Consider the following 26,184-nt stretch of genomic DNA (forward strand, 5'->3'; position numbering starts at 1 on the left):
CTGTCAATGAATAACATTCGAATGGGCTCCCTGCTCCGATTCCACACTGTTCTTGTAAGGATACCCGGGATCATACGGATTCACATGCACGAACACGTCCGCAACGTGAATAAACCGTTTCATCAATTGCTGCTTGACGTTTCGGGCGATATCGTGTCCTTCCAGAACGGAAATTCGCGGGTTCACGCTGATCTTCGCATCGACCACGACGTAATGGCCATGCTCTCTGGCCCGCAAATCGTCAACGGTGATTACGCCTTTTATACGCTGCACGGCGGCGATCAGATCAGCGGCATCCTCGCGATGCAAAACGCGGTCAACCGTTTTGCGGACAGCCTCGTTCAGCAGTCTGTATCCCATTCTGAGCACCAGCAGGGATATGAACAAGCCTGCCGCCGAATCCAAATAAAACAACGCAGGCAAGGCGATTTGCGATCCCAACACCGCCAGCAGCACGCCAAGAGACGCCGCAAGGGACGAGTATACGCTTGAGCGATGTGTTTCCGCTTGCGCCAACAATGCCCGCGAACCCAGGCTTTTCCCCAGCCTGCGCTTATAATAATACAAAATTTCGTTTACGGCTAATGAAATGACGATAGCGATGAGCGCATACGATTTCGGCGGATGCTCCGCCCCGTTCCACAGCGCCTTAACCGCAGACACCGCAATCTCCGCTCCGACGACAAGAATGAAAACGGAAACGATTACGGACGCAATGGTTTCCGTTTTGTTATGTCCGTAAATATGATTGTCATCGGACCCCGGCCTGGCTGCGCGGAACCCGGCCCGCTCGGCAATGGACCCGGCAGCGCCGGAGGCGGAGTGCGCCGCGTCGGCGATCAGCCCCGAGCTCTGCGCCATAATGCCGACAATGCCTTTTAATACGGCAAGTGCCAGAATGCCCGCGATTCCGCCCCAAGCGGCAAACTCTGCCTTTTCAAAACGCCGGTCAGTCACACCGTGCCACTCCCCTTGAAAAACCTGTTTAGACGGATGCAAAGGCCGCGCAATCGATCACGCGGCCGTTTATTAACGTTATTACGCTGCAGCTTTCTTTTTAGAACCAAGTGAATTTCTTTTAAATAAATACCATAACGAACAAGCGATGAAAATGGAGGAGTAAGCTCCGCTCGCCAGACCGATCAGCTTGGCAAGGGCAAACAGCTTGATCGATACGCTGCCGAAAACATACAGACAGCCTGCTGCGACGAGTACGACGAGCACCGTATTGATGTTCCGCGCCATTGTCTGCCAAATACTGTCGTTGACGAGATTTACCAGATCCTCGTCCGTCTTCAGCTTGGCAAAGCGGAGGTTTTCGCGGATCCGGTCGAAAATAACGATTTTATCGTTGATCGAGTAACCGATCGTCGTCAGCACCGCCGCAAGAAAGGGCAGATTCACTTCCATACGGAAAATGGCGAATACCGCGATAACGATGAGGGCGTCATGGAGAATGGCGATAATCGCCGCAAGCGCGAACCGCCACTCAAATCGGATGCTCACATAGACGCAGATGAGTATGCTCGCAATCCCTATGGCATATCCGGCCTTAATGAGCAGCTCTTTGGCCAACTGCGGGTCAACCGTATTGATTTCCTTGGAAACTTCGCCGCCGTAAGCATTGACAAAGGCGCTATGAATTTTGTTGACCGCATCATCACTGAGCACGTCGTCAAAGCGGATCGATACGCGGTCGTTATTGTTGCCGCCGATTGTCGGTTCGGCATATCTCGACTTTATGTCGCCGCTGGCCGACAGTTGCTTCAAAATTTCGTTCACTTTGGCCTTGTCGACCGTTTTGCCGACGACCAGGTCGATGTTCGTTCCCGCTTTAAAATCGACGCCGAAATTCATTCCCGAAATTAACATAATCACTATACCCGCAATCAGGATTAAAGCCGAAACGGCAAAAAACTTGTTGCGATTTTTAACAAAATCGTATTGTTTCTTAAAGCTCACGTATGTCCGCCTCCTTAACGCCGAAATAGCCCGGCTTCTTGAGCAGGTTGCCTCGAACAATCAGATGCAACAGCCATCTGGAGAGGATAACGTTCGTTGCGATACTGATAATGATACTGATCATGTTAATGACGGCGAATCCGCGGATAGCCCCGTTACCAACATAGTAAAGTACGATTCCGGCAATCAGGTTGGTTACGTTCGCGTCCATAATCGTCCGGAAGGAATGCTTCGAACCCGATTTTAACGATGACAGAACGCTTTTGCCGGAGCGGATTTCTTCCCTGATTCTCTCATATGTAATGATGTTCGCATCGACCGCTATGCCTACCCCGAGCACCAATGCGGCAATACCCGGCAATGTGAGGGTCGCGTTCATAAAGTCGAAAACGGCCAAAAGCACCCATATATAAGTAATCAGTGTAAACGCCGCTACGAGACCCGGAACGCGGTAATAAATGACCATGAAGAGGAAAATCAGCACGGAGGCGATCAAGCCTGCAAGCGCAGTTTGATGCAGCGAAGCTTTCCCTAATGTAGCGTCTACGCGTTGAATGTACTTCTCCGTCAATTTAAGCGGCATTGCGCCCAGGTTGATGATCTTCGCGACTTTGGTCGCTTCCTGGATGTTCGATTGCGTAATGATCGCGGAGTCGCTGTCGATCGGATAATTAACCGACGCGGTGGACTGCAGTGCGTCGTCCAAATAAATGGACAGACTGCTGCCGACCAGCTTGGTGGTAACCTCCTTGAACTTCTCTCTGCTCTTCATCTTGATCTCGACGATCGGCTGTTTCGTGTTCGGATCGAAACTCAATTTGGCCGCATTCTCGACGAAATCGGTGCCGTTCATATAAACCGTTCCGTCCGGACCGCGGAATGTCAGTACGGCCGGTTTGGACATCAGGCTCCTGACCTCGTCCTCATTTTGCACACCGGCTAACCGGACGCGGATACGGTCGGTTCCTTCCGGGTAAACTTCGGGCTCGGCGACGCCGAGACTGTCCGCGCGCTTGGCCAGGCTCTCCGCGGCCTGCGACAGCGTTTCCTTTGTCAAGGGCTGACCTGCAGTCAAAGGCTCCGCTGTGTAGAGGATTTCGAAACCGCCCTTTAAATCCAGTCCAAGCTTGATTCGATCGACTAATGAGGGACTCGTTGCGGCGATAGCGCCGAGCACGATGACCACCGTCAAAAAGAAGATCGAAATTCTTTTCCAATCCAGCATTCTTGCTTGTCTCCCTTCCATACTCAATATTCCTATTATACTCAGGCTCGAAAAACGAGTCAATTTACGTCATTTTGTGTAATTTGCGTAAATTATGATCCGTTCATGCAAAAAAATAAGGCCTCTCGTCACAATTGGGCCCCTTTAAAAACGCTCAACGTCATCCAGTTCATAAACTGCGTGGATTTGAGCGACAGTATGTCGTTTACAATTTGGTAAAGCGGCGGCAATCCTGTTTTGCGGTACTTGTCGCTTACACACTCCCATATATCCTGGCCGGTCACGTGTTCATAGCCAAGCATCCGGAACTCCTCGACTTTGCTCAGGCACAAGCTCTCGATGACCTCGCTCAATTCCTCGTCCGACATCGTATCGGCTTCATCGCCTATCGTATCGTACGCCTCCTCGCCTTCCGCGTCTGCCGGCAATTCGCCGCCGTCAAGATCGGACGGCTCGGCCCGTTCCGTTTCGGAAGCGCTGTCCTCTTCGCTGGCGGTTGGGCTTTCCGGTTCGTTATTGTCCTGTTCCATGGGTATTTCCTCCCCTCGCCTTTGTATTCGATGGCCGACGGCCGTATTCCTGCCCCTCCAGACCCAACATGTCCATAAAATGTTAGCATGAGCTTGGCCGATTCCCGCATATCCATAAGTATGAGTGCAAACAAGCTCATAAGTAATCATGTCGGGGAAGAAGGAATGGCATTGACCAAGCAGTCGTTTATCAAAGGAACGATGATTTTGCTAGCTGCGGGCATCATCAACCGCATACTCGGTTTTGTTCCCCGCATCACGCTCCCGCGAGTAATCGGCGCTGAGGGCGTAGGGCTCTATCAAATGGGGTGGCCGTTCCTTATAGTTGTTTTGACGATCATTACCGGCGGGATTCCGGTTGCCATCGCCAAGCTGATCGCGGAGGCGGAGGCAGAACGCAACGAAACCCGCATTCGCAGCATTTTACGCATTTCCTTGCTGCTGACTACCGGGTTAAGCTTCATTTTTACGGCCATTTGCGTAGTCTGCTCTGCGTGGATTACAACCCATCTCCTGACGGACTCACGCGTTTATTTCACGCTGCTGTGCATGAGCCCGATGATTCCGATCATCGGCGTCGCCTCCGTGTTCCGCGGCTACTTTCAGGGCAGGCAAAACATGATTCCGACGGCCGTCTCGCAAACCTCGGAAACGCTGATCCGCATCGTTATGGTGCTTGTCTGCGCTTACCTAATGCTTCCTTACGGAATCGAATACGCCGCGGCAGGCGCGATGATCGGCGTATTAGCCGGCGAGATCGGCGGGCTGTTCGTACTCGCGATGATGTTCAGAAATAGCCGCAAACACGCCTCACTCCATACTGCCAGAGCGACGATCGGGACTACCAAAACAGGCGGCCGGGTATCCAATCTCAAGCGGATTTTGCGCATATCCGTTCCTGTTACGGGCAGCAAGCTGATCGGTGCGGGGTCTTACCTGCTGGAATCGATCCTCATTGCCCAAAGCCTGGCGCTTGCCGGCGTCACCACAGCGATTGCCACGGCCCAGTACGGCGCCCTGCAGGGGATGATTATTCCGATCATTATGCTGCCGAGCGCGCTTACGATGTCGTTGTCCGTATCGCTGATCCCGTCGCTCAGCGAAGCGGCCGCCCGCAAAGATATGCAGACCATCCACACGCGGCTCCATCAGTCGCTGCGGCTTGCGCTTGTGACCGGCGCTCCTTTTGCCGTTCTCATGTTCGTCCTTGCCGAGCCGATCTGCACCTACATGTACAATCAGCCCGAAGTCGGCGTCATGCTGAAAATGATGGCTCCTATCGCCATTTTCATTTATTTTCAGGCGCCGCTGCAATCGACTTTGCAAGCTTTGAACAGGCCGGGCGCCGCCCTGGTGAACTCCCTGATCGGTTCCGCGATCAAGTTAGCATTGATCTATGTGCTCGCCAGCAAGCCGGAGCTCGGCATACGCGGAGCGATTTTCGCCATCAACGTGAACATTGTTCTCGTTACGCTGCTTCACTGGAACAGCGTCGTGCGACTGCTGAAATTCCGCATGCACGGCGTCGACTTTGCCAAAGTCGTCGGGGCGATGGCGCTCTCGGGGGTTTGCAGCTACGCCGTCATGTATGCGCCCTGGACGCAAACCGATTGGCTGCGTTTTATCGCCTCCTGCCTCATCGGATTCATCATGTATTTGTTCCTGATCGTTCTTTTTCGCCTCGTGAATCAAAGCGATATGCTGCGCATGCTGAAGCTGGGCAAAAAATTTATCCGGTAATTTCCGCCTTACCGCTTCAGATCGAGAAACAGCCTGCCTCTATGGTCAATCGAACAGTAGAACACATCTTTAAAATCGGTCGTCCCTTTTGCCTGCAGCTGATTTTTAAGCCAAAATCTCGTTTTTCCTATTTTATCCAAATTTTCATCCTGCACTTTCCCGTCCATAATGAGCGGGAGAGGCAAACCTTCAAATCTGACTTGGCCTTTGCGTCCGGAATTTGCCGCATCCGGTATTTTCTTCTCTTTTTCAACGACGCTCAGCTTGCCTGACGGTTCGAGAATGGCAAACTCCACATCGGCAACGTTCATAATTTTGTTCTGCCTCAGCTGAAGCATCAGATCGTCCAGATTGTAGCGGTGTTTCCTCATCTCCTCGCGATTGATCGAGCCGTTTTCGATCAAAACGCTCGGCTTCCCGTCGAACATGATGCGGACCGTCCTGTTTTTCAGCGCGATGAACGCAATGGCCACCTGAATCAGCACCAGCGTCGCCATCGGCACCAACCCGTCCAGCAAAGGCTTGCTTGCGTCTTCAAGAACGAATACGGCGATCTCGGCGACCATGATCGAAATGACCAGATCGAACAGCGAAAGCTTCCCGATCTCCCGCTTCCCCATAATGCGGAGCATGAGAAACACGACGAAATAGATCAGCACCGTGCGTAAAAAAATGGTCAGAATATCCATTGCTTGAGCCTCCCTGTTGTAAAGCGAATGCTTTCGAAGCAAGCTTTCCTTCTCACTTCCGGAGTTCAATGGTATTCTGACCGCTGATGTGCCGCGTCATGCAAAATTTGCGTATTCAATTGTTGGCAATTAAAGCAAAAACAGCCCGATGTACCCTGTGGCGATAATCATCAATATCAAAGTAAGCGGCGCCGCGATTTTCAAATAATCCCACTGCTTAAAACCGCTGCCGTCCCGCATCGCGAGCCCTGCGGCCAGCATGCCTGTGACGGAGCCGGCAATCGTTCCGCTGCTGCCGATGGCTGCGCCCAGCGCCAAAGACCACCATAACGGCGCAATCGTGCTTCCCTCAACGGTCTGCGCGAGCGCCCCTATTTCATGAAGCACTTGCCGGACCCCCGCCAAATACGGAATATGGTCGACCATAGCGGAACCGATGCCGGTCAGCCAAAAAATCAGCATGGACAAGAACGGGATGCTTCCATGGCTCAGCTCCATGGCGCGAAGGGCGAGCAGGCCGCTGATCCCCGCGTGCGTCAAACCGCCAGCCATGACAAACAGGCCGAAAAAATACAAAATTTGCGAGTCCAGAACACCTTGCCAAAGCGCCCGATAGCCTTTGTTTGTGACGATGCCGGCAACCGCTTTGTAATCCAGCGCCGTGATCAGCACTGCTCCGGCGAGAGCGGTATAAGAGGCCTTCCACCCGAGCAGTCCTTGAAGCAGCAAAGCCGCAATGAAAAGGAAAAAAATCGCGCTCCCGCCGATGACAAACGCTTTGTCCGCCAGATGCGAAGCAGGCTGCAGGCTTAGCAGCTCGCGTTTTTGCGACTCCGGAACGATCATTTTCTTGCCGTACAGCAGCCACATAGCGGCGTAAACGATGAGCAGCGAAACGATGACCAGCGGCCCCATTTTTACAACAAATTGCCACAGATTGAAATCCGCCGCCGTCCCGATCATCCGGTTCGTTACGCTCCCGGTCAACGTGGCCGCGCCGCCCAAATTGGCCGACATGACAGCCGCTATCAAAAATGGCACGGGAGACTGCTTGAGAACCCGCGCAGTGCTGAGCATAACGGGAACGATTACGGCGATGGCCATAAGGCTGTCCATAAACGCCGACGAAACGGCCGTCAGGACAGACAATCCCAGCAAAATAAATAAAGGCTTTAACCGGTATTTGCGAATAAGTGCAGCTGCCAAATAGGAGACAATTCCCGTCTTTTGAAAACCTGAAGCCAGCACAAAAAGGCTTGTTAAAAGGATGAGCGTATCCCAATCCGCGTATGTAGAAAAAGCTTTTCCGAGCGGCACAATTCCGAGCAGCAGCATCAAAAGAGCGCCGCCAAGCGCAATATACGACCTGTTCCAGCGTTCGATCAATATGCCTGCAAAAGCGGCCGCGAAAATAAGAAAAGCAGCTATGGACTGCCATAGCGCAGGTCCATGAGAAAATTCGTTCATGCACTCACTTCCTTTCTGCAAGTATGTACTAATTCTATGTGCTTGGCCATACAATGATGTTAACTAAACATCGAATATAATGAGAGGAATGGTGCATATGAACCCTATGCGAAACGTCAGCCAGGTTCGAATTACATCTCCTTTATTTTCCGGGTTAGTGTATTCATTAATTATGATGACGATCGGCACAATCGTAACATCACTGCTGCTGTTTCTTACCAGCACGCAGGAGAGCGCCCTGCATACTTTGACGACAATCATTCACGGCGTCTCCCTGTTTATCGGCGGCTGGGTGTCCGGCAAAAGAGCCGGCAACAAAGGCTGGTATTACGGAGGCATGCTCGGTCTCATCTACTTCCTGATCATTTTTCTGGTAGGATTTCTTGCGTTCGACGCCGGATTGAACTTGCAATCGCTGCAGCTGCTCGGCATATTTTTCGCGTCCGGAGCGCTTGGCGGCATGCTTGGCGTCAATACCCGCAAATAGCCCATAAGAAAAATGAAATACAGATAAATGCCATAGAAAAAGCGAGAGCCTGAGATAGGATCTCGCTTTTTTTTCACTATTCCTTCGCTGCACTCGATACGACGGAGTTGATAGCGGAACGGTCGAACGTCATCTTCGTGGCGTCGTTGACGCGCAGTACGCAAATGTCGTCCGTAATTTCCATAATCGTTCCGTGCAGACCGCCGATGGTGACGACCTTGTCCCCTTTTTTCAATGCCCCGAGCATCATGTTGCGAGTTTTTTGCCTCTTCTGCTGAGGGCGGATAAGTAAGAAATAAAGCACGACGAACATGAGCACCAGCGGCCCGTATGTATACAAGTACCCCATCGCACCGGCATCGGCTGCAGGTGCGGTTTCAGCCAACAAGAACATAGGAAACCTCCTTTCTTAAAATCCTCTTTCATTATCATTCAGCCCATACGATTCGAAAAATGCGTCGCGGAAATCGAGCAGACGATCTTCCATAATCGCTTGTCTTACATCGCGCATGAGCTGTAATAGAAAGTGAAGGTTATGATAGGTCGTGAGCCTGATGCCGAATGTCTCGTCCGCTTTGATCAAATGGCGAATGTACGCTCTGCTGTAATTAGAGCATGTGTAGCACGAGCAGTTCGGGTCGAGCGGACCGAAATCTTCGGCATACGCAGCGTTTCTCACTACGAGTCTGCCTGAGCTGGTCATGCAGGTGCCGTTGCGCGCGATGCGCGTCGGAAGCACGCAGTCGAACATGTCGATGCCGCGGATAGCGCCTTCGATCAAGGCGTCAGGCGAGCCTACGCCCATTAAATAGCGCGGTTTATTCGCCGGAAGCAGCGGAGTCGTGTAGTTCAGCACCTCGTACATCAGATGCTTGGGCTCCCCTACGCTCAATCCACCAATAGCATACCCCGGGAAATCCATGGAAGTCAACTGCTCCGCGCTCTGCCGCCGCAAATCTTCATGCATGCCGCCCTGTACGATAGCGAACAGCCCCTGGTCTTCCGGTCTGGCATGGCTTTGCAGGCAGCGCTCCGCCCAACGGGTCGTCCGTTCCAGCGATTTTTTGATGTAATCGTACTCGGCCGGATAAGGCGGGCATTCGTCAAACGCCATCATAATGTCGGAGCCTAGCGCATTCTGGATTTCCATCGCTTTCTCCGGCGAGAGGAACAGCTTGTCCCCGTTCAGGTGCGACTTGAACTGGACGCCTTCTTCCGTAATTTTGCGGATGTCGCTCAAGCTGAACACCTGAAAACCGCCGCTGTCCGTCAGGATCGGCCTGTCCCAGTTCATGAATTTGTGCAGTCCGCCTGCCGCTTTCACAAGCTCGTGCCCGGGACGCAAAAACAGATGGTACGTGTTGCTCAAAATTATGTGAGCGTCCATCGCCTTCAATTCCTCGGGGCTCATCGTTTTCACCGTAGCCTGCGTGCCGACCGGCATAAACGCTGGCGTCTCGATGACGCCATGCGGCGTATGCACGCGCCCGAGCCTGGCGCCGGATTGCTTGCAAGTTTTGATATGTTCGTATGTCACTGCTGCCAATACTACCACTTCCTATCTTAAGTAAACATCATCTAGGAGTCTGTCCGACGGAGCTACTATTGTGCAGCCCTTTACGCGGTTCATCGGACAGACTCCTTAGTATATAAACATTGCGTCTCCGAAGCTGAAAAACCGGTACTGTTCTCTGACCGCCTCTTCATAAGCGCGCATCACATGTTCCCGCCCTGCCAATGCGCTGATCAACATGAGAAGCGTCGATTTGGGCAAATGGAAATTGGTCAGCAGCGCATCGACGGCTTGAAACTTGTAGCCGGGATAAATAAAAATGCTGGTCCAGCCGCTCGACGGCTCGATGGCCGTATGCCCGCTGCCAAGCCCGCTTGACTGAGCCGCGGTTTCAAGCGTGCGCGCCGAAGTTGTACCTACGGCAATAATACGTTTGCCATTCGATTTCGTTTCATTAATAAGCGCAGCCGTTTCGGCGGACAGCTCATAATATTCCGCATGCATCTGATGCTCTTCGATACGGTCTACCGAAACGGGGCGGAAAGTGCCCAATCCTACATGCAGCGTTACAAAAGCGGTCCGGATTCCTTTGGCGCGAAGCAAATCCAAATAAGCCGCCGTAAAATGAAGCCCCGCTGTCGGCGCGGCGGCCGAGCCTTCGTGCTTCGCATAAACCGTCTGATACCGTTCCTTCTCGGGCAGCTGCTCCTTGATATAAGGCGGCAGAGGCATCTGTCCAAGTTTATCCAATATTTCGTTAAAAATGCCCTGGTAGCGAAATTGCAGCACTCTTGCCCCCATTTCACCTTCTTCCAAAACTTCCGCGGTAAGCAAAGGCTCGTCCCCCGAGGCGAATTCTACGCCAAAATCGATGATAGCCCCCGTCTTGACCCTTTTCCCGGGCTTCACCAGAGCTTCCCAGCGGTCCTCCCCTAGAGCCTTGAGCAGCAAAATCTCGGCCTTGGCGCCCGTATCCCTCTTCACGCCAAAAAGCCGGGCTGGAATGACTCGCGTATCGTTCATCACGAGCAAATCCCCGGCTTCCAAATAGTCCGCTAGCTGTTCAAATGTGTTATGCGCGATGTTTCCCGTCGCTTTGTCGAGCGCAAGCAGCCTGGACGCCGTCCGGTTTGCAAGCGGCGTCTGGGCGATTAAAGATTCGGGCAGTTCAAAATCAAAAGCTTGTACATCCATATGTTCGCATTCATTCCTTAGTTATGGTGACTCCAATGTAGTAGGTCTGGAGTATTTGTTTATAGTCATATCCGAGCTCAGCGTAACCTTTGGCTCCCCATTGCGACATGCCAAGTCCATGCCCGTAACCGGTCCCCCAGAACATAAATTGGCTGCCTTTCACAGGTCCCGATGTGGAAAAGGATCCATTCGCCGCCGGTTGGCCCGCTCCAGCGGAAGGTGCCGGCGCCGCTTGCCCCGATGCCCCGATTGCGATAATATCGGACTTGCTCACCTCGGCAGGCTTCGTCTGTCCGCCCGAAAGCACAAAAATAGAGCTTGAAGCTTTGTCGCCGCCATTGTCCGTACTGCTCGCTCCGGCTATCGATACGCTTGCCGAAGACGGGGTCCGGGCCGATGGAACGGCCGGAGGAACAATTGAAGTATTACCAGTATAACTTCCCGGTAATCCAATTTCAAACCGCGTGCTCGGAAGTCCGCCCAAAGCGTTTCTGAGCGCATCGGGATAAGCCACTTTTACTACTTGGCCGTTCGCCTTCAGCTCGGTCACCCGCCCGGAAGGCCCGCGCTTGGAAATTTCCAAAGACTGGAGAGGACCGTCGATCGCAACTCCCACAGCCGCCAGTTTGCTTTTGAGTGTCTCCGCGTCATACGGTCCGCGCACCCAGGAATAGGCGTTGGATTCCGTCTGCCGGCCCACGACCGCCACTTTTTCCTTGGTGTCAAGCTGATCGATCGAAGGATTGGCCGTATTGTCTACATACGGAGCTAATCTTACATTGACAGCCGATTCGGTTGCTTCGTAGACAGCTGCGCCTTCCGCATTTTTTTGCCCCGTATCCTTCAAATACTTCGAGTGCACGTATCCGGTTTTACCGCTTGCCAGCTTCACCCGATACCACACCGCTTTGCCGCTGGCCGCCCCGTCGTCAGGACTCGGCACGCTGCGCAAATATGGAACGGGGTTGCCCCATACTTCCGAAGGGTCCGCCGTCATTCCCCCAGCATTGGATGAAAATACAGGAGTGATAAGGTTGTGCTTGTCGTCAACAAGCACCTCATCCTTGGTCGCATCGACAGCCTGCAGAGCTCCGGGAAACTCGCGATCCATGCCATAATAAGCCTGATCCATTGTGGAATCGCTCACTTGGGCGATCTCGTACTTGGCGCCCTGCTTGATTGCAAATGTACGCGCAGCTACAGCCTGCGCCTTCAAAGCTTCGGCCGGCCAGCTCGAATTCAGCTCCGTGCCGACGACGGAGTACAGGTACTGTTCGAGCGGCAGCTCGTTAATCACGGCCAGCTTGTCATGGTAGGCGCTCAGCTCCATATCTCCGCGGTAGCTTCGGCCTGCCCGCTCTTTGACGGTGATTCCCGCTTCTTTGGGATGAATCAGCGTTTTTTGCCCTCCTGCACCGGCTGCAAAATGAGGTACCGCTTGCACGCCGGACGAGGCAACTGTCACGTCCGATCTGCGGAGCAAATACGCGGCATTCGTATTCGCGTTCTGGAGCGGAACGCCCGGCACGGCTTGAAGCGCTTGCTGCTTCACGGCCTCCAACTGCTCAGCCGTCGCTTCGCCGCCCAGCCAGACGCCATACTGGACCTTGCCCGCTGCATCTTCCTGCAGGGCAAGGTCCGCAGTGAGCCCCGCCTGCCAATAGGCGGCCGCCTGCCCAAGAGCCGCCGCTTCCGTAGGGTACGTCCCGGCGCTCAGATGCAGCGGGCCGGTGAGCGCAGGCTGCGCAGCCTGCGTCAATGCACCGACGCCTGCATCTTTCAGCGCCTTCAGCTTGGCTCCTTCAGCCTCTTCTTTGGAGGCGTAGCTGCCGAGGAAAACCTGAAAAACGGTTTTCCCTTGTTTTGACCTGCTGAGGGTGTAAGCGTCCTCCTTCATCGCCAGCAATTTCGCTTGCAGCGCCCCAGCCGCAGCAAAATCGGGCGTTTCCAGCATTTTCACGCTGTACTGATCCAAGGAAGCGCGAATTTCCGCCTGATTGGGCAGCGCAACCCAAGTGTGCGTTCCGCCGCCGCTGCGGATTCCGATTTCCAACCCGCTATCGGCCGACAAAGTAACGACCGGCTCAAGCACTCTGTACTTAGCCGCATCAATGAACAGCGCAACGCGGATCGTATCCAGATGGTTTACACCAGCCGCCGCGGCCGTATTTTGAAAAACAGGAGCTGTCCCTACGGTCAGCACCGTTGAAGCAATCGCAATCATCGTTGGACGGAATAGTGCTTTTCCCCACTTCATTCGACAAATGTTCCTTTCTTTCGCTCGTATTCTAGTAAGTTAGACTCTATGAAGGCGCAGAAGTTTTGTAGACGGCAAAAAAATGCCCGTTTCCGCATCTTCACGCGAGGGACGGGCATTATTGTGCAACGCCTCGAGGTTCTGTCCGAAGAACTCAGTTGAAGGTACATGCTTCGTTGCCGGAGATTCCCGCTGCGGATTCAATAGTCTACTGGACAGGCTACGAGCAGAAAGAGGACGAATTTACGAAACGATCTGCCAGGAGTCTGTCCGAAAAATTTAGTAGAAGGTATGTGTATGTGAAATGGCAGTTATGATGCAGCGTGAGCTACAGTATTTGCTTGTCATGACTCTTTGGGTTTGCACAAAAGTAACTCCGTCGGACAGACCCCTAGCAAGCTTTGTCCTTCACATATCTCGGAAGTCATCGCCGGGCTGGTAATACGTAGAAAGCCGGGGAACGGGCGACTGTTGGATGGATTCTCAGGCTGTAGCTGGTGCATCTACTTGGCAGATACATAGTGAGCCGGCGAACGGGCGACTGTTGGATGTACTCGTATGCTTGAGCTGATGCATCTACTTGCCGGGTACGTAGAGAGCCGGTGAATGTGCGACTGTTGGATGCATTCGAATGCTGAAACTGGCACATCTACTTGGCAGATACATAGTGAGCCGACGAACGGGCGACTGTTGGATGTGCTCGCATGCTGTAGCTGGTGCATCTACTTGGCAGATACATAGTGAGCTGGCGAACGGGCGACTGTTGCATGCATTCGCAGGCTGTAGCTGGTGCATCTACTTGGCAGATACATAGTGAGCTGGCGAACGGGCGACTGTTGCATGCATTCGCAGGCTGTAGCTGGTGCATCTACTTGGCAATAAGTAAAAAGCCTGCAAAAGTGCAGGCTTTTTTGTTCTTTCACACGATTGTAACGAAATTCCTGCAAATGTGCAGGTTTTCACGACAATACCTGGGGCACAAGCCGTTTTGAAAAGAAATTCCTGCACAATTGCAGGCTTTTTCCGAAAATGAACCGTTTCGGATGAAAAAAACTGTATTTTAGCAGGTTTTTTCTAAATTCGTTCGTTCTTTCTTGTTATGTTGGCTTTATCTTATTTTATTTGGATTTTTATCCATTTATTTCATGCGCATGTCTCCGCATGGGTTTGTATTTGTTCTGCATGATTTTGCATGGGTTTTGCACGGTCTTGCCTTGTTTGGCTTTATCTTGACTTGTTGCTCTTATCTTGTTTTGTTGCTCTTATCTTGTTGCTCTTGTCTTGTCTTTTTCGGTCTTATCTTGCCTTGTTTGGCCTTGTCTTATTACTTTTGTTGTGCCTTGTCTTGTATGGCTCTATCTTGCCTTGTTTGCTCTTATCTTGTTTGGTTTGCTCTTGTCTTTCTCCTCGCGTTACCGTCTGCCAAGCCGCTTGACAAAATGTTTGCGCTGTGTTTAACGGCAAATGAGCGCAGACTTTCGCCGTGGGCTCTTGCCGCCGGCTCCCGCGTGCAGCTATCGCTGTTCCGGCATCGGCAGCCCCATGTGCGAGTACGCCTGCGGCGTTACGGTGCGGCCGCGCGGGGTGCGCTGCAGGAAGCCGATCTGCAGCAAATACGGCTCGTAGACGTCTTCGATCGTCTGCCCCTCTTCTCCGATCGTCGCTGCGATCGTCTCCAGGCCGACAGGGCCGCCCTGGAAGTTTTGGATGATCGCCCGCAGCATTTTGTGGTCGATCTCATCGAGGCCCAGGTCGTCCACCTGGATCAGCTTCAGGGCCGTACGCGCGATGTCGAGCGTGATGATGCCGTCGCCCTTCACCTGCGCGAAATCGCGTACCCGCTTGAGCAAGCGGTTGGCGATGCGCGGCGTGCCGCGCGAGCGCATGCCGATCTCGCGCGCGGCTTCGCCGACGATCTGCACCTGCAGGATGTCGGCGGTGCGGCTGACGATGTAGGTGAGCTCCTCCACCGTATAAAATTCCAGCCTGCTCACGACGCCGAAGCGATCGCGCAGCGGCGCAGACAGCAGGCCAACGCGCGTCGTCGCGCCGACCAGCGTAAACGCCGGCAAGTCCAAACGCACCGAGCGCGCGCTCGGTCCCTTGCCGATAATAATGTCAAGGGCATAATCCTCCATCGCCGGATACAGCACTTCCTCCACCGTGCGGTGGAGGCGGTGGATCTCGTCGATGAACAGTACGTCGCCCTCCTGCAAATTCGTCAGGATGGCCGCAAGATCCCCCGGCCGCTCGATAGCGGGGCCGGAGGTCGTTCGAATATTGACGCCAAGCTCATTGGCGATAATGTTGGACAGCGTCGTTTTGCCGAGCCCGGGAGGTCCGTACAGCAGCACGTGGTCGAGCGCTTCTTTGCGCATTTTGGCCGCTTCGATGTAAATCTTCAAGTTCTCCTTGGCCTGCTTCTGGCCGATGTATTCCGCCAGGTACCGGGGGCGCAAACTGTATTCGATCGCCTGATCCTCCATCATCAAATGAGCGGAAATGATCCGGTCATTATCCACGGGGTATCCTCCTACTATTTTTCAATCCAGAATAGAGCGGTTGTTCCGCCTTTACATCGTATACAACGCTTGCAGCGCAAGCTTCATTATGACGTCCACGGAATCCGACTCTTTCGCTTTCGGCTTGATTTTTGCCCATGCCCGGTCCGTCTCCCCTTCCGTATAGCCCAGGGCCATAAGCGCTTCCTTCGCTTCCGACCAGGAGCCCCCGCCTTCGCCGGAACCCTGATTATGCGGCAATCCGAGGCCGATGGATGTCTCCAGGCTGTCGGAAAGCGAAACCTGGCCGAGCTTATCTTTCAAATCGAGAATAATCCGCTGCGCCGTCTTCTTGCCGATGCCCGGCAGCTTCGTCAAAAACGCCAGATTTTCCTGGCTGATCGCCGCAATGACGGTTTCCGGCCTGCCGCCGCCGGCCAGTATGCCCAGCGCGACTTTCGGGCCGATCCCTGTAACCTCAAGCAGCAGACGGAACAACGACTGCTCTTCGCGGGAAGTAAAGCCGAATAACAGATGGGCATCTTCGCGCACATGATAGTGGGTGTACAATGTGACGTCCTCGCCGTCTTTGTGCGGCAGCGCGTACGGATTCGGGCAAAATACCCGGTAGCCGACGCCATGCACGTCAACGACCGCATAATCGCTTTCGCGATGCGCTATTTTTCCTCTTAAAAAATCGATCATCGTTTCACGACCTTATTATTTATCATCGTCTGCATGGTGGAAGAATGAGCATGGCAGATGGCGACGGCCAACGCATCCGCAACATCGTCCGGCTTAGGGACAGCCTGGAGCTTCAGAAACATTTTGACCATTTCCTGCACTTGATGCTTTTCCGCCTTGCCGTATCCGACCACAGCCTGTTTGACCTGAAGCGGCGTATATTCCGCGATTGCCAGCTCCGCCTGAACGCCTGCGAGAATCATGACGCCCCGCGCCTGTCCGACTGTAAACGCCGTCGTCACGTTGCGGTTAAAAAACAATTTCTCAATCGCCATTGCATCCGGCTTGTATTTCTCGATCAGCTGCCTCGTCGCATCATAGACATCCTTGAGCCTGAGCGCAGGGTCCGTGTGGGCTTCCGTCTGAATGGAGCCGTACTGCACCGGGACGAGCTTGCTGCCGATTTTATCGATAAATCCGAAACCTACGATTGCGATCCCCGGATCGATACCCAGAATGCGCACAATATTGTCTCTCCCATCCCAAAAAAGCGAACATATGTATCATTCCCCATTATAGCAGATAACAAAAAAAAGAGATAGACTCGGGCCGATGCGCCCTTGCCTACCTCGTCTACTCGTCCGTTATTGATTGAACATCGCTCTCTCGCTTTCCTCCACCGCATAATCGCTGAAAGTCGACAGCACGCTGTTGTATTCCTCCATGTCTGTAATCCGGATTCCGTCGTGCAGCTGCTTGACTGTTTCCTGCGGAAGACTGCTCTCCAGTTGGCGGATGTTCAGCTGAAAAAAGGTCCTGATGACGTTCTCCTTGCTCGGCGTTCCCTGAAACAGGGACAGATTGCCGCTTTCGTCGACACTGAAAACCGCTTTCTGCTTGCATTCGGGAGACAGATCGTCGATCTGCTCGGTGAACGTCACTTCTCCTTTCGCATTCAAGCTGAACGTCCAGTTCGGGTTCTTCATTAATTCCGTCACCAGTTGATCCGATGTGCGCAAGCCGAGCTTCTGCAGTTCTTCCCCGCAGACGTAGGATTTGAGCAAATACGTTTCCCTGCTGTCCGTAATTCCTCTCAGCTTCGCGATCGCTTCCTTAAGTTTGGCGTCCTCTTCTTCCTGATTCGCCGGCGCCAAAGTCATGCGCGCCACGGTGCCGCCGCCCGCTTCCGGCCACAGCCCTGCGGCATGGATCATATATCCGGCCGTGCAGAGCGCGATCAGCATTCCCAGAGCGATCCAGCCTCGTTTCCAGCGCAGCTTGCGTTTCAAATGTTTTAAGAAGCTTTGTACATTCACCCAAATCCCCTTCATTCTCGTTTTTCTGGTATTGTTTCCATTTGCATCGGGGGCTATACATCATTTACCATAGTAAGAAAGAGCGGGACAACGGTCTCGTTCCCGACATCTTTGAAGGAAAATTATCCTAACTATTCCCAAAATATCGGAAATCAGGCCGTTTGCGTTAACAGATATTTGACTGTAGCCGTAGAAATGATATAGTCAGATGTAGGTAAACTTTTTTCATACAAACTGAATGAAATCGATATATATTGGAAAAGAGCTGAGGAGGGGAACAGCATGAATGTGGCAGAACTTCAACTAATACAATTATCGCGGACCGGCGATAGAAACGCTTTTGTAGAATTGGTGGAATTGTACCGTACCAAAATTCAAAAGCTTGCTTATCGTATGCTGCACAACAAACCTGATTCCGAGGATATCGTACAGGAGACTTTTATCCGGGTATATTTGAATTTGAATCATTACGACGAAAGCCAAAAGTTTTCCACCTGGATTTACCGGATTGGCAAAAATGTGTGCATCGACCTGCTGCGCAAGAAAAAGCCCGTTCAATCCCTCGATGCCGAACTGAATGATCAGGACGACGACTACAGCTATTACAGCAAGCTGGCGAGCCAAGACCAGTCTCCGGAGCACGCCGTCCTGCAGACGGAAATTCAGGAGCACGTTCACAGGTCCATTAACAAGCTGGCCGACAAATACAAAAGCATCATTATACTCTATTATTTGGAAGAACTTTCCTTGCAGGAAATTAGCGAAAAGCTCAATCTTCCGGTGACGACCGTCAAAACAAGATTGCACCGCGGACGCGAGCTTCTGCGTAAAAAGTGGGGCATGAATTTCGTTGTCGGACTTATGGTATTTTTCACGATCGGGATGCTCGCCTGAGCAAAATAATGAAAAAAGCAGGTATAGCGGCTCTTGCCGCCGTATCCTGCTTTTTTTTGATGCCGGTAAAAGCACGGAAAACCCCCGTCCATCAAGGACGAGAGTCTAGTGCCTGCTATACGTTAATCCAGGGCAAGTTAGGTTTGGACTCCGGCTTTTCCGCTCGCCGCTGCTGTTTTTTCAAAAACGTTTGAACGGATCGGATGCCGGACGTTTTGGCTTTTCTCATGCTGCCTGCGCCGGAGCCGGATTTTCCCGTTTTGCCGCTTCTTTTGCTTGACCGGTAATCCAATTCGACGGTGTCCTCCATGCCTTTTTCTTCCGGTAATACATGCGTATGAACTTGCGGAAGAATCGGAGCCTCATAAGGCGTCTCGTAAGGCGCCTCATACGGACTCTCATACGGAGCATGGTAAGGCATACCATAAGCAGGCATTACGCCGTGCGGATGCATATGCGGGTGCATATGCGGGTGCATATGCGGGTGCATGTGCGGATGCAAATTGTCTTCGCCGCCGTAAGGAAAGCCCTCCGCCGGGTACATATCGTAAGGAGCGGCAATCGGCATGGCCGCCGTCGGATGGTAGGACGGTGCTGCCGCCGGATAAGTCTGCCAGGGCTCTGCTCCAGGCTGCCCTTCCCCGCAGCCGCAGCCTCCATGGCTGACAGGAAGCTGCGCGGCATGCACCTGCGAAGGAAAAGCGCCCCAAGGAGCCTGATGCCCGTCAGTCCATGGCGCTCCCTGCGTTCCTTCCCACGACGCCGGCTGCACTGCCTCCCATGGTGCTTGGGGTACGCCGCCTGCGCATGGGGATTCTTGAGCCCCTTCCCATGGCGCTTGCTGCCCTCCGCTCAACGGTGCTGCCTGCTCTCCTTCCCATGGCGCTTGCTGGCCTCCGCTCCATGGCGCTGCCTGCTCTCCTTCCCACGGCGCTTGCTGGCCTCCGCTCCATGGCGCCGCCTGCTCTCCTTCCCATGGCGCTTGCTGGCCTCCGCTCCACGGCGCCGCCTGAGCCCCTTCCCATGGCGCTTGCTGGCCTCCGCTCCATGGCGCTGCCTGCTCTCCTTCCCACGGCGCTTGCTGGCCTCCGCTCCATGGCGCCGCCTGTGTTCCTTCCCACGGCGTTTGGTGCGCTCCGATCCACGTCGCTGCCTGCTCTCCTTCCCATGGCATATGGTGCGCCCCGATCCACGGCGCCGGATGAGCGCCTTCCCACGGCGCTTCGTGCGCTCCGCCCCATGGCGCGTGATGAGCGCCTTCCCACGGCATGACCGGCGCTTCGTATTCAGGCGCTTGCGGATATTCGGACGAATCCGGGTAGCCCGAAGCTTCCACAGCTGCGGAACCGGGATTGGCAAACACTTCCGTGGCCTCGATATGGTACTGATGGAATGGATGAACCGATGGCGTATAAGGTTCGTGCAGGCCGAGCTCGCTCTCCGTGTGCAGCGGACCTTCTTTGGTAGAAGTCATCGGATAATTTTCGGAAGCCAATTGTTTCTGGACGGCTTCGGTTTTGGTTTTGCTTTCGGTGGGCTGGATAACCGGCTCTTTGGCTGCCGGGCTCACTATTAGCGGACTCTCTTTTACCGGCAGCTGAGGTGCAACCTCCTGTTTGATCGGAGCCTGGGCCACCGGCTGCTGATTGATAGGCGGCTGATAAATCGGCAGCTGGTTGATAGGCAGCTTCGCCTCGGGAAGCTTGTTGACCTGCGGCTGAACAATAGGCTCGGTGCTTGGTTTCGTGCTCGGTTTGTTAATCGGTTCAGTGCTGGGCTTGGCGATCGGTTCGGTGCTTGGCTTCGTGCTCGGCTTGTTGATCGGTTCGGTGTTCGGCTTGGTGCTCGGCTTGCCGGAGTACCCCCCTGAATGATGGTGCTCCCCGTGGTGATGTCCCCCATGATGGTGCGCCATCTTCGGAATGAACACGGTTTCTCCCGTCATAAGGACATTCGGGTTTTTGAGCTGCGGATTGGCGTTGATCATGTCGTTCAGCGGCACATCCCAAGCTTTTCCAAGCTTCCAAAGCGTATCTCCCTGCTGCACGACGTGCTTATACACATGTTCGACCTGCGGCTGGATCGGCTGCGGTTTGGACGGAATTTTCACTTTCATCCCTACGTCGATTTTGTCCGGATCTGTGATTTGCGGATTCAACGCGATGATCTGATCCAGCTCGACATGATATTTGTTTGCCAGCTCGTACAGGGTATCGCCTTTTTTGACAATATGGATTTTCAAGTCCACTACCTCCTTAAAGTTTTCTTAGAAGACTTGCATCGAGAGCTTGATCTTCAATGATTCCTTTCCGGCTGCTCTTCACAATGACATTACAGTTTATGCACATGTCTAGGCTTTTGACCTTCTTTCGGACAAAAAAAATCCCTCTCGCACGATTTTACGTACGAAAGGGATGCGAATATGACAATCGTGAAAAAAAGTTAATCCAGCACTTTGACGCCGTCAATTTCTACAATGCCGCGGAATTGTTGAAGCAGCGCAGTCGTGATCGGTCCTGCCTTCCCTTCGCCGATAATGCGGGCGTCGACTTCGCGCACAGGGATAACCTCAGCCGCCGTGCCCGTGAAGAAAACTTCGTCCGCCACATACACGTCATGCAGCGTAAAAGGCTCCTCCTTGAGCGGAATTCCCGACTTGACGCACAATTCCATGATCGCCGCCCGCGTAATTCCCTCCAAAGCGCCGCAATAGCAAGGCGGAGTATACACGATGCCGCGTTTGACGATGAAAATGTTGTCCGACGATCCTTCCGCTACATACCCCTGCGAGTTCAGCATAATCGCTTCCCCCACACCGGCCAGGTTGGCTTGAATTTTCACCAAAATGTTGTTCAAGTAATTCAAAGATTTGATTTTCGGATTCAAAGCGTCCGGCACATTGCGTCTGGTAGATACGGACACGGTTTTCAAACCGTACTCGTAAGCTTCCTGCGGATAAATCGAAAGCTGTTCCACGATAATAAGCACGCTTGCTTTCGGGGAACGGCGGGGATCGAGGCCAAGGTCGCCGGTGCCGCGCGATACGACAAGCCGTATGTATCCGGCGCGAAGCCCATTGCGGCGAACCGTCTCGGTCAGCGCATCCTGCATTTCGCTATAGGTGAGCGGTATGTTCAACATGATGGATTTTGCGGAATCGTAAAGTCGGTCCAGATGCTCTTTGCATTTGAAAATATTCCCATTGTAAATGCGGATTCCCTCGAAAATGCCGTCACCGTACAAAAAGCCATGGTCATACACAGATACTTTTGCATCTTCCTTGCTTACAAAATTGCCGTCCAAATAAATCCATTGCGCCATGATGAAACTTACACCTCCGAAAGATAGGTTTCATAAGAATAGCTGGGGTAGCTCCCCAATATACGCACCTGGCAGCCGATCGCCTCCAGCTCCTGAATGGCGCCGGGCAGCAGCACGGAATCCATAGAGCCTTCGATATCGATGTAAAAATAGTAACTGCCCAGCTGTTTCTTCGTCGGTCTGGACTCAATCTTGGAGAGATTGATCCGCCTCCAGGCAAACGCCGACAGCACCTGGTGCAGAGCCCCCGGGTAGTCTTCGGGCAGCGTAACCAGAATCGTCGTCTTCATTCGCTCCGACGCCTTGAGCTCCGGAGTCTCCGAACCGACAAGCAGGAAGCGTGTCTTGTTGTTTTTGTGGTCCTGAATTTCCCGCTGCAGGATAGGAATGTCATAATTGACTGCGGCCACAGCCGGACCGATTGCGGCAACGTGCGGATCATGTGCCGAAGCTGCGAGCCGGACCCCTTCGGCCGTACTGCTGACAATTTCGAATTCGGCCCCGCTCAAATAAGTTTTGAGAAAGTTTCGGCACTGCGCAGGCACCACATGATGCGACATCACCTTGCGGATATGCGCGTACGGATTCGAAGAATCAGGCGTCTCCCCAGGCAGCGGATAGCCGATTAAATTCATGTCGATCGGAAACACATACTCCGCGCGAATCGGCAGTTCCACTTCGTGAACGAGCCAGTCCACATGCATATGCACGGAACCTTCCAGCGTGTTCTCGATGGGGATGACGGCCAAATCCGTTTCGCCTGCCGCCGTCGCCATAAATACATCGGAAATGAGCTTGAAAGGCACGTATTCGAATTCTTTCGATCCGAGAAAATGGCGGGTGGCTTCCTCCGAAAACGTGTTCGGCCCCAGGAGGGCGATTTTTTTCACGATCTTACCTCCTTATGAATCAACTCCTGCAGCTCGGGTTCGCCGGCAGCCGTGAATGTGGCGGTTACGCCTTCGCGGCTCGGCTTCAGCCAGAGCGTCTCGGCTTCAATACCTTCGGCTTTCAGCGTCTGTTTCAAAAACGTCTCCAGTTCCTGTTTGCGCCCGCTGCGGGCATCGACCAGCGTGAGAATCGTCGGCCCCGCGCCGCTCAGCGCCGCGCCCAGTGCGCCGTGCCGATCGGCCTGCTCCAAAATCGTCGTCATGCCGGGAATCAGCGGCGCACGGTAAGGCTGATGCAGCGCATCCTTCATGGCGTGCCGGATCATTTCCAGGTTGCCGGTGCTGAGCGCGGCAACCAGCAGCGAGGAATGGCTGAGGTTGAACACCGCATCCTGCATCGCAACCTGCTGCGGCATGATGCTTCTCGCCTTCTCGGTGGCAAGCTGGAACGCCGGTATGGCTACCAGCACTTCCAAATTCGCATCGGGCTCCAGCCGAATATATTCGGCCCGCTGCCCGTCCCAAAAAGCGACCACAATCCCGCCGAACAAACTCGCCCCCACATTGTCGGGGTGCTTCTCCAGGCGGGTTGCGATCTGGAACAGCTCGTCGCTTGAGAGCTTGTTCCCAATCAGCGCATTGGCGCCGGCAAGCGCGCCGACGATAGCCGACGCGCTGCTGCCGAGGCCGCGCGTCAGCGGAATATCGCTGTACATCGCAATTTCCAGCTCCGGATGAGAGACGCCGGCCTGCTTGAACACCATTTGCGCCACTTCGTAAATCAAGTTCGTTTTATCTGTCGGGACGCCCGCCATCTGATCTCCGATCAACTGAAAAGACGTCTTTTCCGCGATCGCCATATCGATCCAGGCATACAAATTCAAAGCCATTCCGAGCGAGTCGAATCCCGGGCCCAGGTTCGCCGTGCTCGCCGGCACCTTAACCCGCACTTTTTGCTTGTTCACGAACATTCACCCCTCTACGCGGTACACGCTTTTGATGGAATGAATGACGTCCATGGATTCAAACTGCTTCAATACATTTTTCATGCTTGCCTGATTGGCGTCATGCGTAATAATGATAATTTCCGCCTTCGGATTGCTCACGTTCGGATGCTGGAACACGGACTCAAGGCTCACTTCGTGCTGGGCGAAAATTTGCGTGATTTGCGCAAGCACACCGGCTTTATCCTCCACATGGAGCAGGATAAAGTTTTTCGATGCGATCTGTTCGTCGGTTTTCAGCTTCTTCTCTTTGTACGGCCCTGGAACTGTGCGCCCGTTCACGCCAAGCTTCAAATTCCGCACGACCGCCACCAAATCGGCTACGACCGAAGTCGCTGTCGGCAGTTCGCCTGCACCCGGACCGTAAAACATCGTCTCGCCGACAGCCTCGCCGTACACGTACACGGCATTGAAAACGCCGTTTACAGAAGCAAGCGGATGGGAGCTTTTCACCATCGTCGGCTGTACGCTGACCGAAATATGGCCGTCGTGATTTTCGGCAATGCCGAGCAGCTTCACTTCGTAACCGAGCTTTTTCCCGTAAAGAATGTCCTCTTTGCTGACCTGCGAGATGCCTTTCACTTCAACGTCGCTCAAAGCGACATTCGCATGGAAGCCAAGCGTCGACAAAATCGTCATTTTGCGCGCGGCGTCCAGACCTTCCACGTCGGAAGTCGGGTCCGCCTCGGCGTAACCGAGCTGTTGAGCTTCTTTCAGGACATCACCGTAAGCGGCGCCTTCCTGGCTCATTTTCGTTAAAATATAGTTGGTCGTCCCGTTCACGATCCCCATGATTTTGGTGATGCGGTCGGACGAGAAGCCTTCCACCAGCGTGCGGATAATCGGTATTCCTCCGGCAACGCTCGCTTCGTAGAGTACGTCACAGCCCTTGTCGGCCGCTTTGGCCAGTATTTCGGCGCCGTGCATCGCCATCAAATCTTTGTTCGCGGTTACGATATGCTTGCCGTTGTCCAGCGCCGTTAAAATGTGCTCTTTCGTCGAGCTTACGCCGCCCATGACTTCTACGATAATGTCGATTTCGGGATCGTTAATAACGTCCCAGGCGTTTTCCGTCAGCTTGTCCGGATCGACCGGAATGCTGCGGATTTTACTTTTATTTTGCACGAGAATTTTCGCAATTTCAATCGGAGAGCCCGTTTGACGCAGCAAATCCTCCTGATGGCCTTCAACAATGCGGACTACGCCTGTCCCTACAGTGCCCAGTCCAAGCAAACCTACTTTGATCGGTTTCATTCCAAATACCTCCCGAGTAATTTCTTCTGTCTTTAACTGCCCTGACCGATGATCACGGCGCGCTTGACACCTTCCTGAGCCTGAAGCCGGTCAAGCAGCCGATTCGTGTCTTCGCCCATCGAAGAAGTTTCGACGGAAATGACCACGTTCGCCATGCCCTGAAGAGGGATCGTCTGATGGATCGTCAGCACATTGCCCTCCAAATGAGCAATAAGCGCAAGCACCCTCGATAAAATTCCCGAGCGATGCTCCAGATCCATAGAAATCGTAATGATGCGCTCCCGCTCCAGCTTGCTCAAAGCATGGATGCCATCCTTATATTTGTAAAAAGCGCTGCGGCTGAGGCCTACCTGCTCGACGGCGTCGTGAATCGTCTTCACTTCTCCACGAGCGAGCAATTCTTTCGCCTGTACAGTCTTGAGCACACCTTCGGGCAAAATATCTTCCCGGATTAAATAGTACCGTTCCCGCCCGGTTGGCTTCATCGGATCGAATAGTTCCTTGCTTTCCGGCGTCAAATGAATCGTCCTCTCTAGAAAGACTGATGTTCCCTTCTAGTGGACATTATATCGAATTGCAGCACGTGAAGCAATAGGCAAAATGATTGGTATTCCTTGTCCGTTGCTGGCCCCCTCTTCCATATGGTAAGCTGAATTGAAAATACTTTTCAAATCCTGCCGTTTTATTATAAAGGAGGCCCTGCTTGTGATCACATTAAGAATGATATCTACGGCGCTCCTCTGGAATAGTCGTAACGAGCTGTTGATGATGAAACGCTCCTTAACCCGGACGCTATCCCCGGGGCTGTGGGCCGCTGTCGGCGGACATTTGGAGCCTGCGGAAATCAACGATCCGCAAGCCGCTTGCTTGCGCGAGATTTATGAAGAAACCGGCATTGAATTCGACGAAATCGATGACCTGCATCTGCAGTACGTGCTGGTTCGCCTGAACGGACAGGAAATCCGCCAGCAGTTCTTCTACGTAGGCCATACTGACGTAAGCCCGCGGATTATTACGCAGGAAGGAGAACTGTTCTGGATACCGCGGGAGGAAGTTCTCCAGCGTCCCATGCCCTTTATTTTCCGCTGTCTGCTCGAGCACTATTTTGCCGAAGGAAATACGCCTTTTCCGTGGATCGGCTCTGCCGGCCTTGACGGAGAAACCGCTGAACCTACCGTACACTGGAAGCCGCTGCTGGATCCGGTACAAATATGAAGCGCAAATAAAAAGGACAGGTCCCCGATCTTATCGAGGCC

At 53.4% G+C, this 26,184-nt stretch carries 24 protein-coding genes; 4 read left to right on the forward strand and 20 right to left on the reverse strand.

Annotated elements, in window-relative coordinates:
* Positions 1-3: 3 nt before the first annotated feature.
* From AC3G2T_RS03745 to AC3G2T_RS03760, 4 genes are all read right to left on the reverse strand, one after another.
* Positions 4-957, reverse strand: a complete 954-nt coding sequence (locus AC3G2T_RS03745; RefSeq protein ID WP_488434570.1) for a cation diffusion facilitator family transporter — start codon at positions 955-957, stop codon at positions 4-6.
* Positions 958-1,038: 81 nt separating this feature from the next.
* The gene (secF, locus tag AC3G2T_RS03750) at positions 1,039-1,962 is read right to left on the reverse strand and encodes a protein translocase subunit SecF (RefSeq protein WP_474680384.1); all 924 of its coding nucleotides are present in this window, start codon (positions 1,960-1,962) and stop codon (positions 1,039-1,041) included.
* Positions 1,952-3,208, reverse strand: coding sequence for a protein translocase subunit SecD (gene secD / locus AC3G2T_RS03755; RefSeq protein WP_488434571.1), 1,257 nt, complete (start codon positions 3,206-3,208; stop codon positions 1,952-1,954). The genes secF and secD overlap by 11 nt, the downstream gene beginning before the upstream one ends.
* Positions 3,209-3,315: 107 nt before the next feature.
* Positions 3,316-3,717, reverse strand: a complete 402-nt coding sequence (locus tag AC3G2T_RS03760) for a post-transcriptional regulator (protein WP_488434572.1) — start codon at positions 3,715-3,717, stop codon at positions 3,316-3,318.
* Positions 3,718-3,888: 171 nt separating this feature from the next.
* On the opposite strand from AC3G2T_RS03760, the gene spoVB reads away from it, so the two are divergent.
* Positions 3,889-5,457, forward strand: coding sequence for a stage V sporulation protein B (gene spoVB / locus AC3G2T_RS03765; protein ID WP_488434730.1), 1,569 nt, complete (start codon positions 3,889-3,891; stop codon positions 5,455-5,457).
* 8 nt (positions 5,458-5,465) lie between these two features.
* Here the strand turns inward: spoVB and AC3G2T_RS03770 are convergent, their stop codons facing one another.
* Both AC3G2T_RS03770 and AC3G2T_RS03775 read right to left on the reverse strand, forming a co-directional pair.
* Positions 5,466-6,146, reverse strand: coding sequence for a DUF421 domain-containing protein (locus AC3G2T_RS03770; RefSeq protein WP_474680386.1), 681 nt, complete (start codon positions 6,144-6,146; stop codon positions 5,466-5,468).
* Between the two features lie 129 nt (positions 6,147-6,275).
* Positions 6,276-7,613, reverse strand: coding sequence for an ArsB/NhaD family transporter (locus AC3G2T_RS03775; RefSeq protein WP_488434573.1), 1,338 nt, complete (start codon positions 7,611-7,613; stop codon positions 6,276-6,278).
* A gap of 97 nt (positions 7,614-7,710) precedes the next feature.
* On the opposite strand from AC3G2T_RS03775, the gene AC3G2T_RS03780 reads away from it, so the two are divergent.
* Entirely contained in the window at positions 7,711-8,100 is a 390-nt protein-coding gene (locus tag AC3G2T_RS03780) for a TIGR04086 family membrane protein (protein ID WP_474680388.1), read from the forward strand.
* 76 nt (positions 8,101-8,176) lie between these two features.
* On the opposite strand, the gene yajC is transcribed toward AC3G2T_RS03780, so the two are convergent.
* The 8 genes from yajC to AC3G2T_RS03820 all read right to left on the reverse strand — a co-directional run bounded on the left by yajC (position 8,177) and on the right by AC3G2T_RS03820 (position 17,565).
* Positions 8,177-8,494: a preprotein translocase subunit YajC gene (gene yajC / locus AC3G2T_RS03785; protein ID WP_474680389.1), complete on the reverse strand. Its 318-nt coding sequence runs from the start codon at positions 8,492-8,494 to the stop codon at positions 8,177-8,179.
* A 15-nt stretch (positions 8,495-8,509) separates the two neighbouring features.
* On the reverse strand, positions 8,510-9,646 hold the full coding sequence (gene tgt, locus AC3G2T_RS03790; RefSeq protein WP_474680390.1) for a tRNA guanosine(34) transglycosylase Tgt: 1,137 nt from the start codon (positions 9,644-9,646) through the stop codon (positions 8,510-8,512).
* A 96-nt stretch (positions 9,647-9,742) separates the two neighbouring features.
* Positions 9,743-10,807, reverse strand: coding sequence for a tRNA preQ1(34) S-adenosylmethionine ribosyltransferase-isomerase QueA (gene queA, locus AC3G2T_RS03795; RefSeq protein ID WP_474680391.1), 1,065 nt, complete (start codon positions 10,805-10,807; stop codon positions 9,743-9,745).
* Between the two features lie 10 nt (positions 10,808-10,817).
* Positions 10,818-13,064 (reverse strand): SpoIID/LytB domain-containing protein, encoded by a 2,247-nt coding sequence (locus AC3G2T_RS03800; RefSeq protein ID WP_488434574.1) that lies wholly within the window; start codon positions 13,062-13,064, stop codon positions 10,818-10,820.
* A 1,514-nt stretch (positions 13,065-14,578) separates the two neighbouring features.
* Positions 14,579-15,553 carry a Holliday junction branch migration DNA helicase RuvB gene (gene ruvB, locus AC3G2T_RS03805; protein WP_488434731.1) on the reverse strand — a complete coding sequence of 325 codons (975 nt, stop codon included), beginning with the start codon at positions 15,551-15,553 and terminating at the stop codon, positions 14,579-14,581.
* Between the two features lie 84 nt (positions 15,554-15,637).
* Entirely contained in the window at positions 15,638-16,270 is a 633-nt protein-coding gene (gene ruvA / locus AC3G2T_RS03810) for a Holliday junction branch migration protein RuvA (RefSeq protein ID WP_474680393.1), read from the reverse strand.
* Complete coding sequence (gene ruvC, locus AC3G2T_RS03815; protein WP_474680394.1) at positions 16,267-16,773, reverse strand: crossover junction endodeoxyribonuclease RuvC; 507 nt, start codon at positions 16,771-16,773, stop codon at positions 16,267-16,269. Before ruvC ends, ruvA begins: the two co-directional genes overlap by 4 nt.
* Positions 16,774-16,893: 120 nt before the next feature.
* Entirely contained in the window at positions 16,894-17,565 is a 672-nt protein-coding gene (locus AC3G2T_RS03820; protein WP_488434575.1) for a BofC C-terminal domain-containing protein, read from the reverse strand.
* Positions 17,566-17,847: 282 nt separating this feature from the next.
* Here AC3G2T_RS03820 and sigW point away from each other — a divergent pair, with 282 nt between their 5' ends.
* Positions 17,848-18,459: an RNA polymerase sigma factor SigW gene (gene sigW / locus AC3G2T_RS03825; RefSeq protein WP_474680396.1), complete on the forward strand. Its 612-nt coding sequence runs from the start codon at positions 17,848-17,850 to the stop codon at positions 18,457-18,459.
* Positions 18,460-18,574: 115 nt separating this feature from the next.
* Here the strand turns inward: sigW and AC3G2T_RS03830 are convergent, their stop codons facing one another.
* The 6 genes from AC3G2T_RS03830 to AC3G2T_RS03855 form a co-directional block, all read right to left on the reverse strand.
* The gene (locus tag AC3G2T_RS03830) at positions 18,575-20,701 is read right to left on the reverse strand and encodes a LysM peptidoglycan-binding domain-containing protein (RefSeq protein WP_488434576.1); all 2,127 of its coding nucleotides are present in this window, start codon (positions 20,699-20,701) and stop codon (positions 18,575-18,577) included.
* 200 nt (positions 20,702-20,901) lie between these two features.
* Positions 20,902-21,780 carry a branched-chain-amino-acid transaminase gene (gene ilvE / locus AC3G2T_RS03835; protein WP_474680398.1) on the reverse strand — a complete coding sequence of 293 codons (879 nt, stop codon included), beginning with the start codon at positions 21,778-21,780 and terminating at the stop codon, positions 20,902-20,904.
* Positions 21,781-21,788: 8 nt separating this feature from the next.
* The gene (gene pheA / locus AC3G2T_RS03840; protein WP_488434577.1) at positions 21,789-22,670 is read right to left on the reverse strand and encodes a prephenate dehydratase; all 882 of its coding nucleotides are present in this window, start codon (positions 22,668-22,670) and stop codon (positions 21,789-21,791) included.
* Entirely contained in the window at positions 22,667-23,641 is a 975-nt protein-coding gene (thrB, locus tag AC3G2T_RS03845; protein WP_474680400.1) for a homoserine kinase, read from the reverse strand. The genes pheA and thrB overlap by 4 nt, the downstream gene beginning before the upstream one ends.
* Entirely contained in the window at positions 23,642-24,928 is a 1,287-nt protein-coding gene (locus AC3G2T_RS03850; protein ID WP_488434578.1) for a homoserine dehydrogenase, read from the reverse strand.
* Positions 24,929-24,960: 32 nt separating this feature from the next.
* Positions 24,961-25,413 carry an ACT domain-containing protein gene (locus AC3G2T_RS03855; RefSeq protein ID WP_488434732.1) on the reverse strand — a complete coding sequence of 151 codons (453 nt, stop codon included), beginning with the start codon at positions 25,411-25,413 and terminating at the stop codon, positions 24,961-24,963.
* A gap of 220 nt (positions 25,414-25,633) precedes the next feature.
* On the opposite strand from AC3G2T_RS03855, the gene AC3G2T_RS03860 reads away from it, so the two are divergent.
* A complete protein-coding gene (locus AC3G2T_RS03860; protein ID WP_474680402.1) occupies positions 25,634-26,143 on the forward strand; it encodes an NUDIX hydrolase in 510 nt (169 codons plus the stop codon).
* Positions 26,144-26,184: the final 41 nt, after the last annotated feature.

This window comes from Paenibacillus sp. sgz302191, assembly GCF_057749925.1.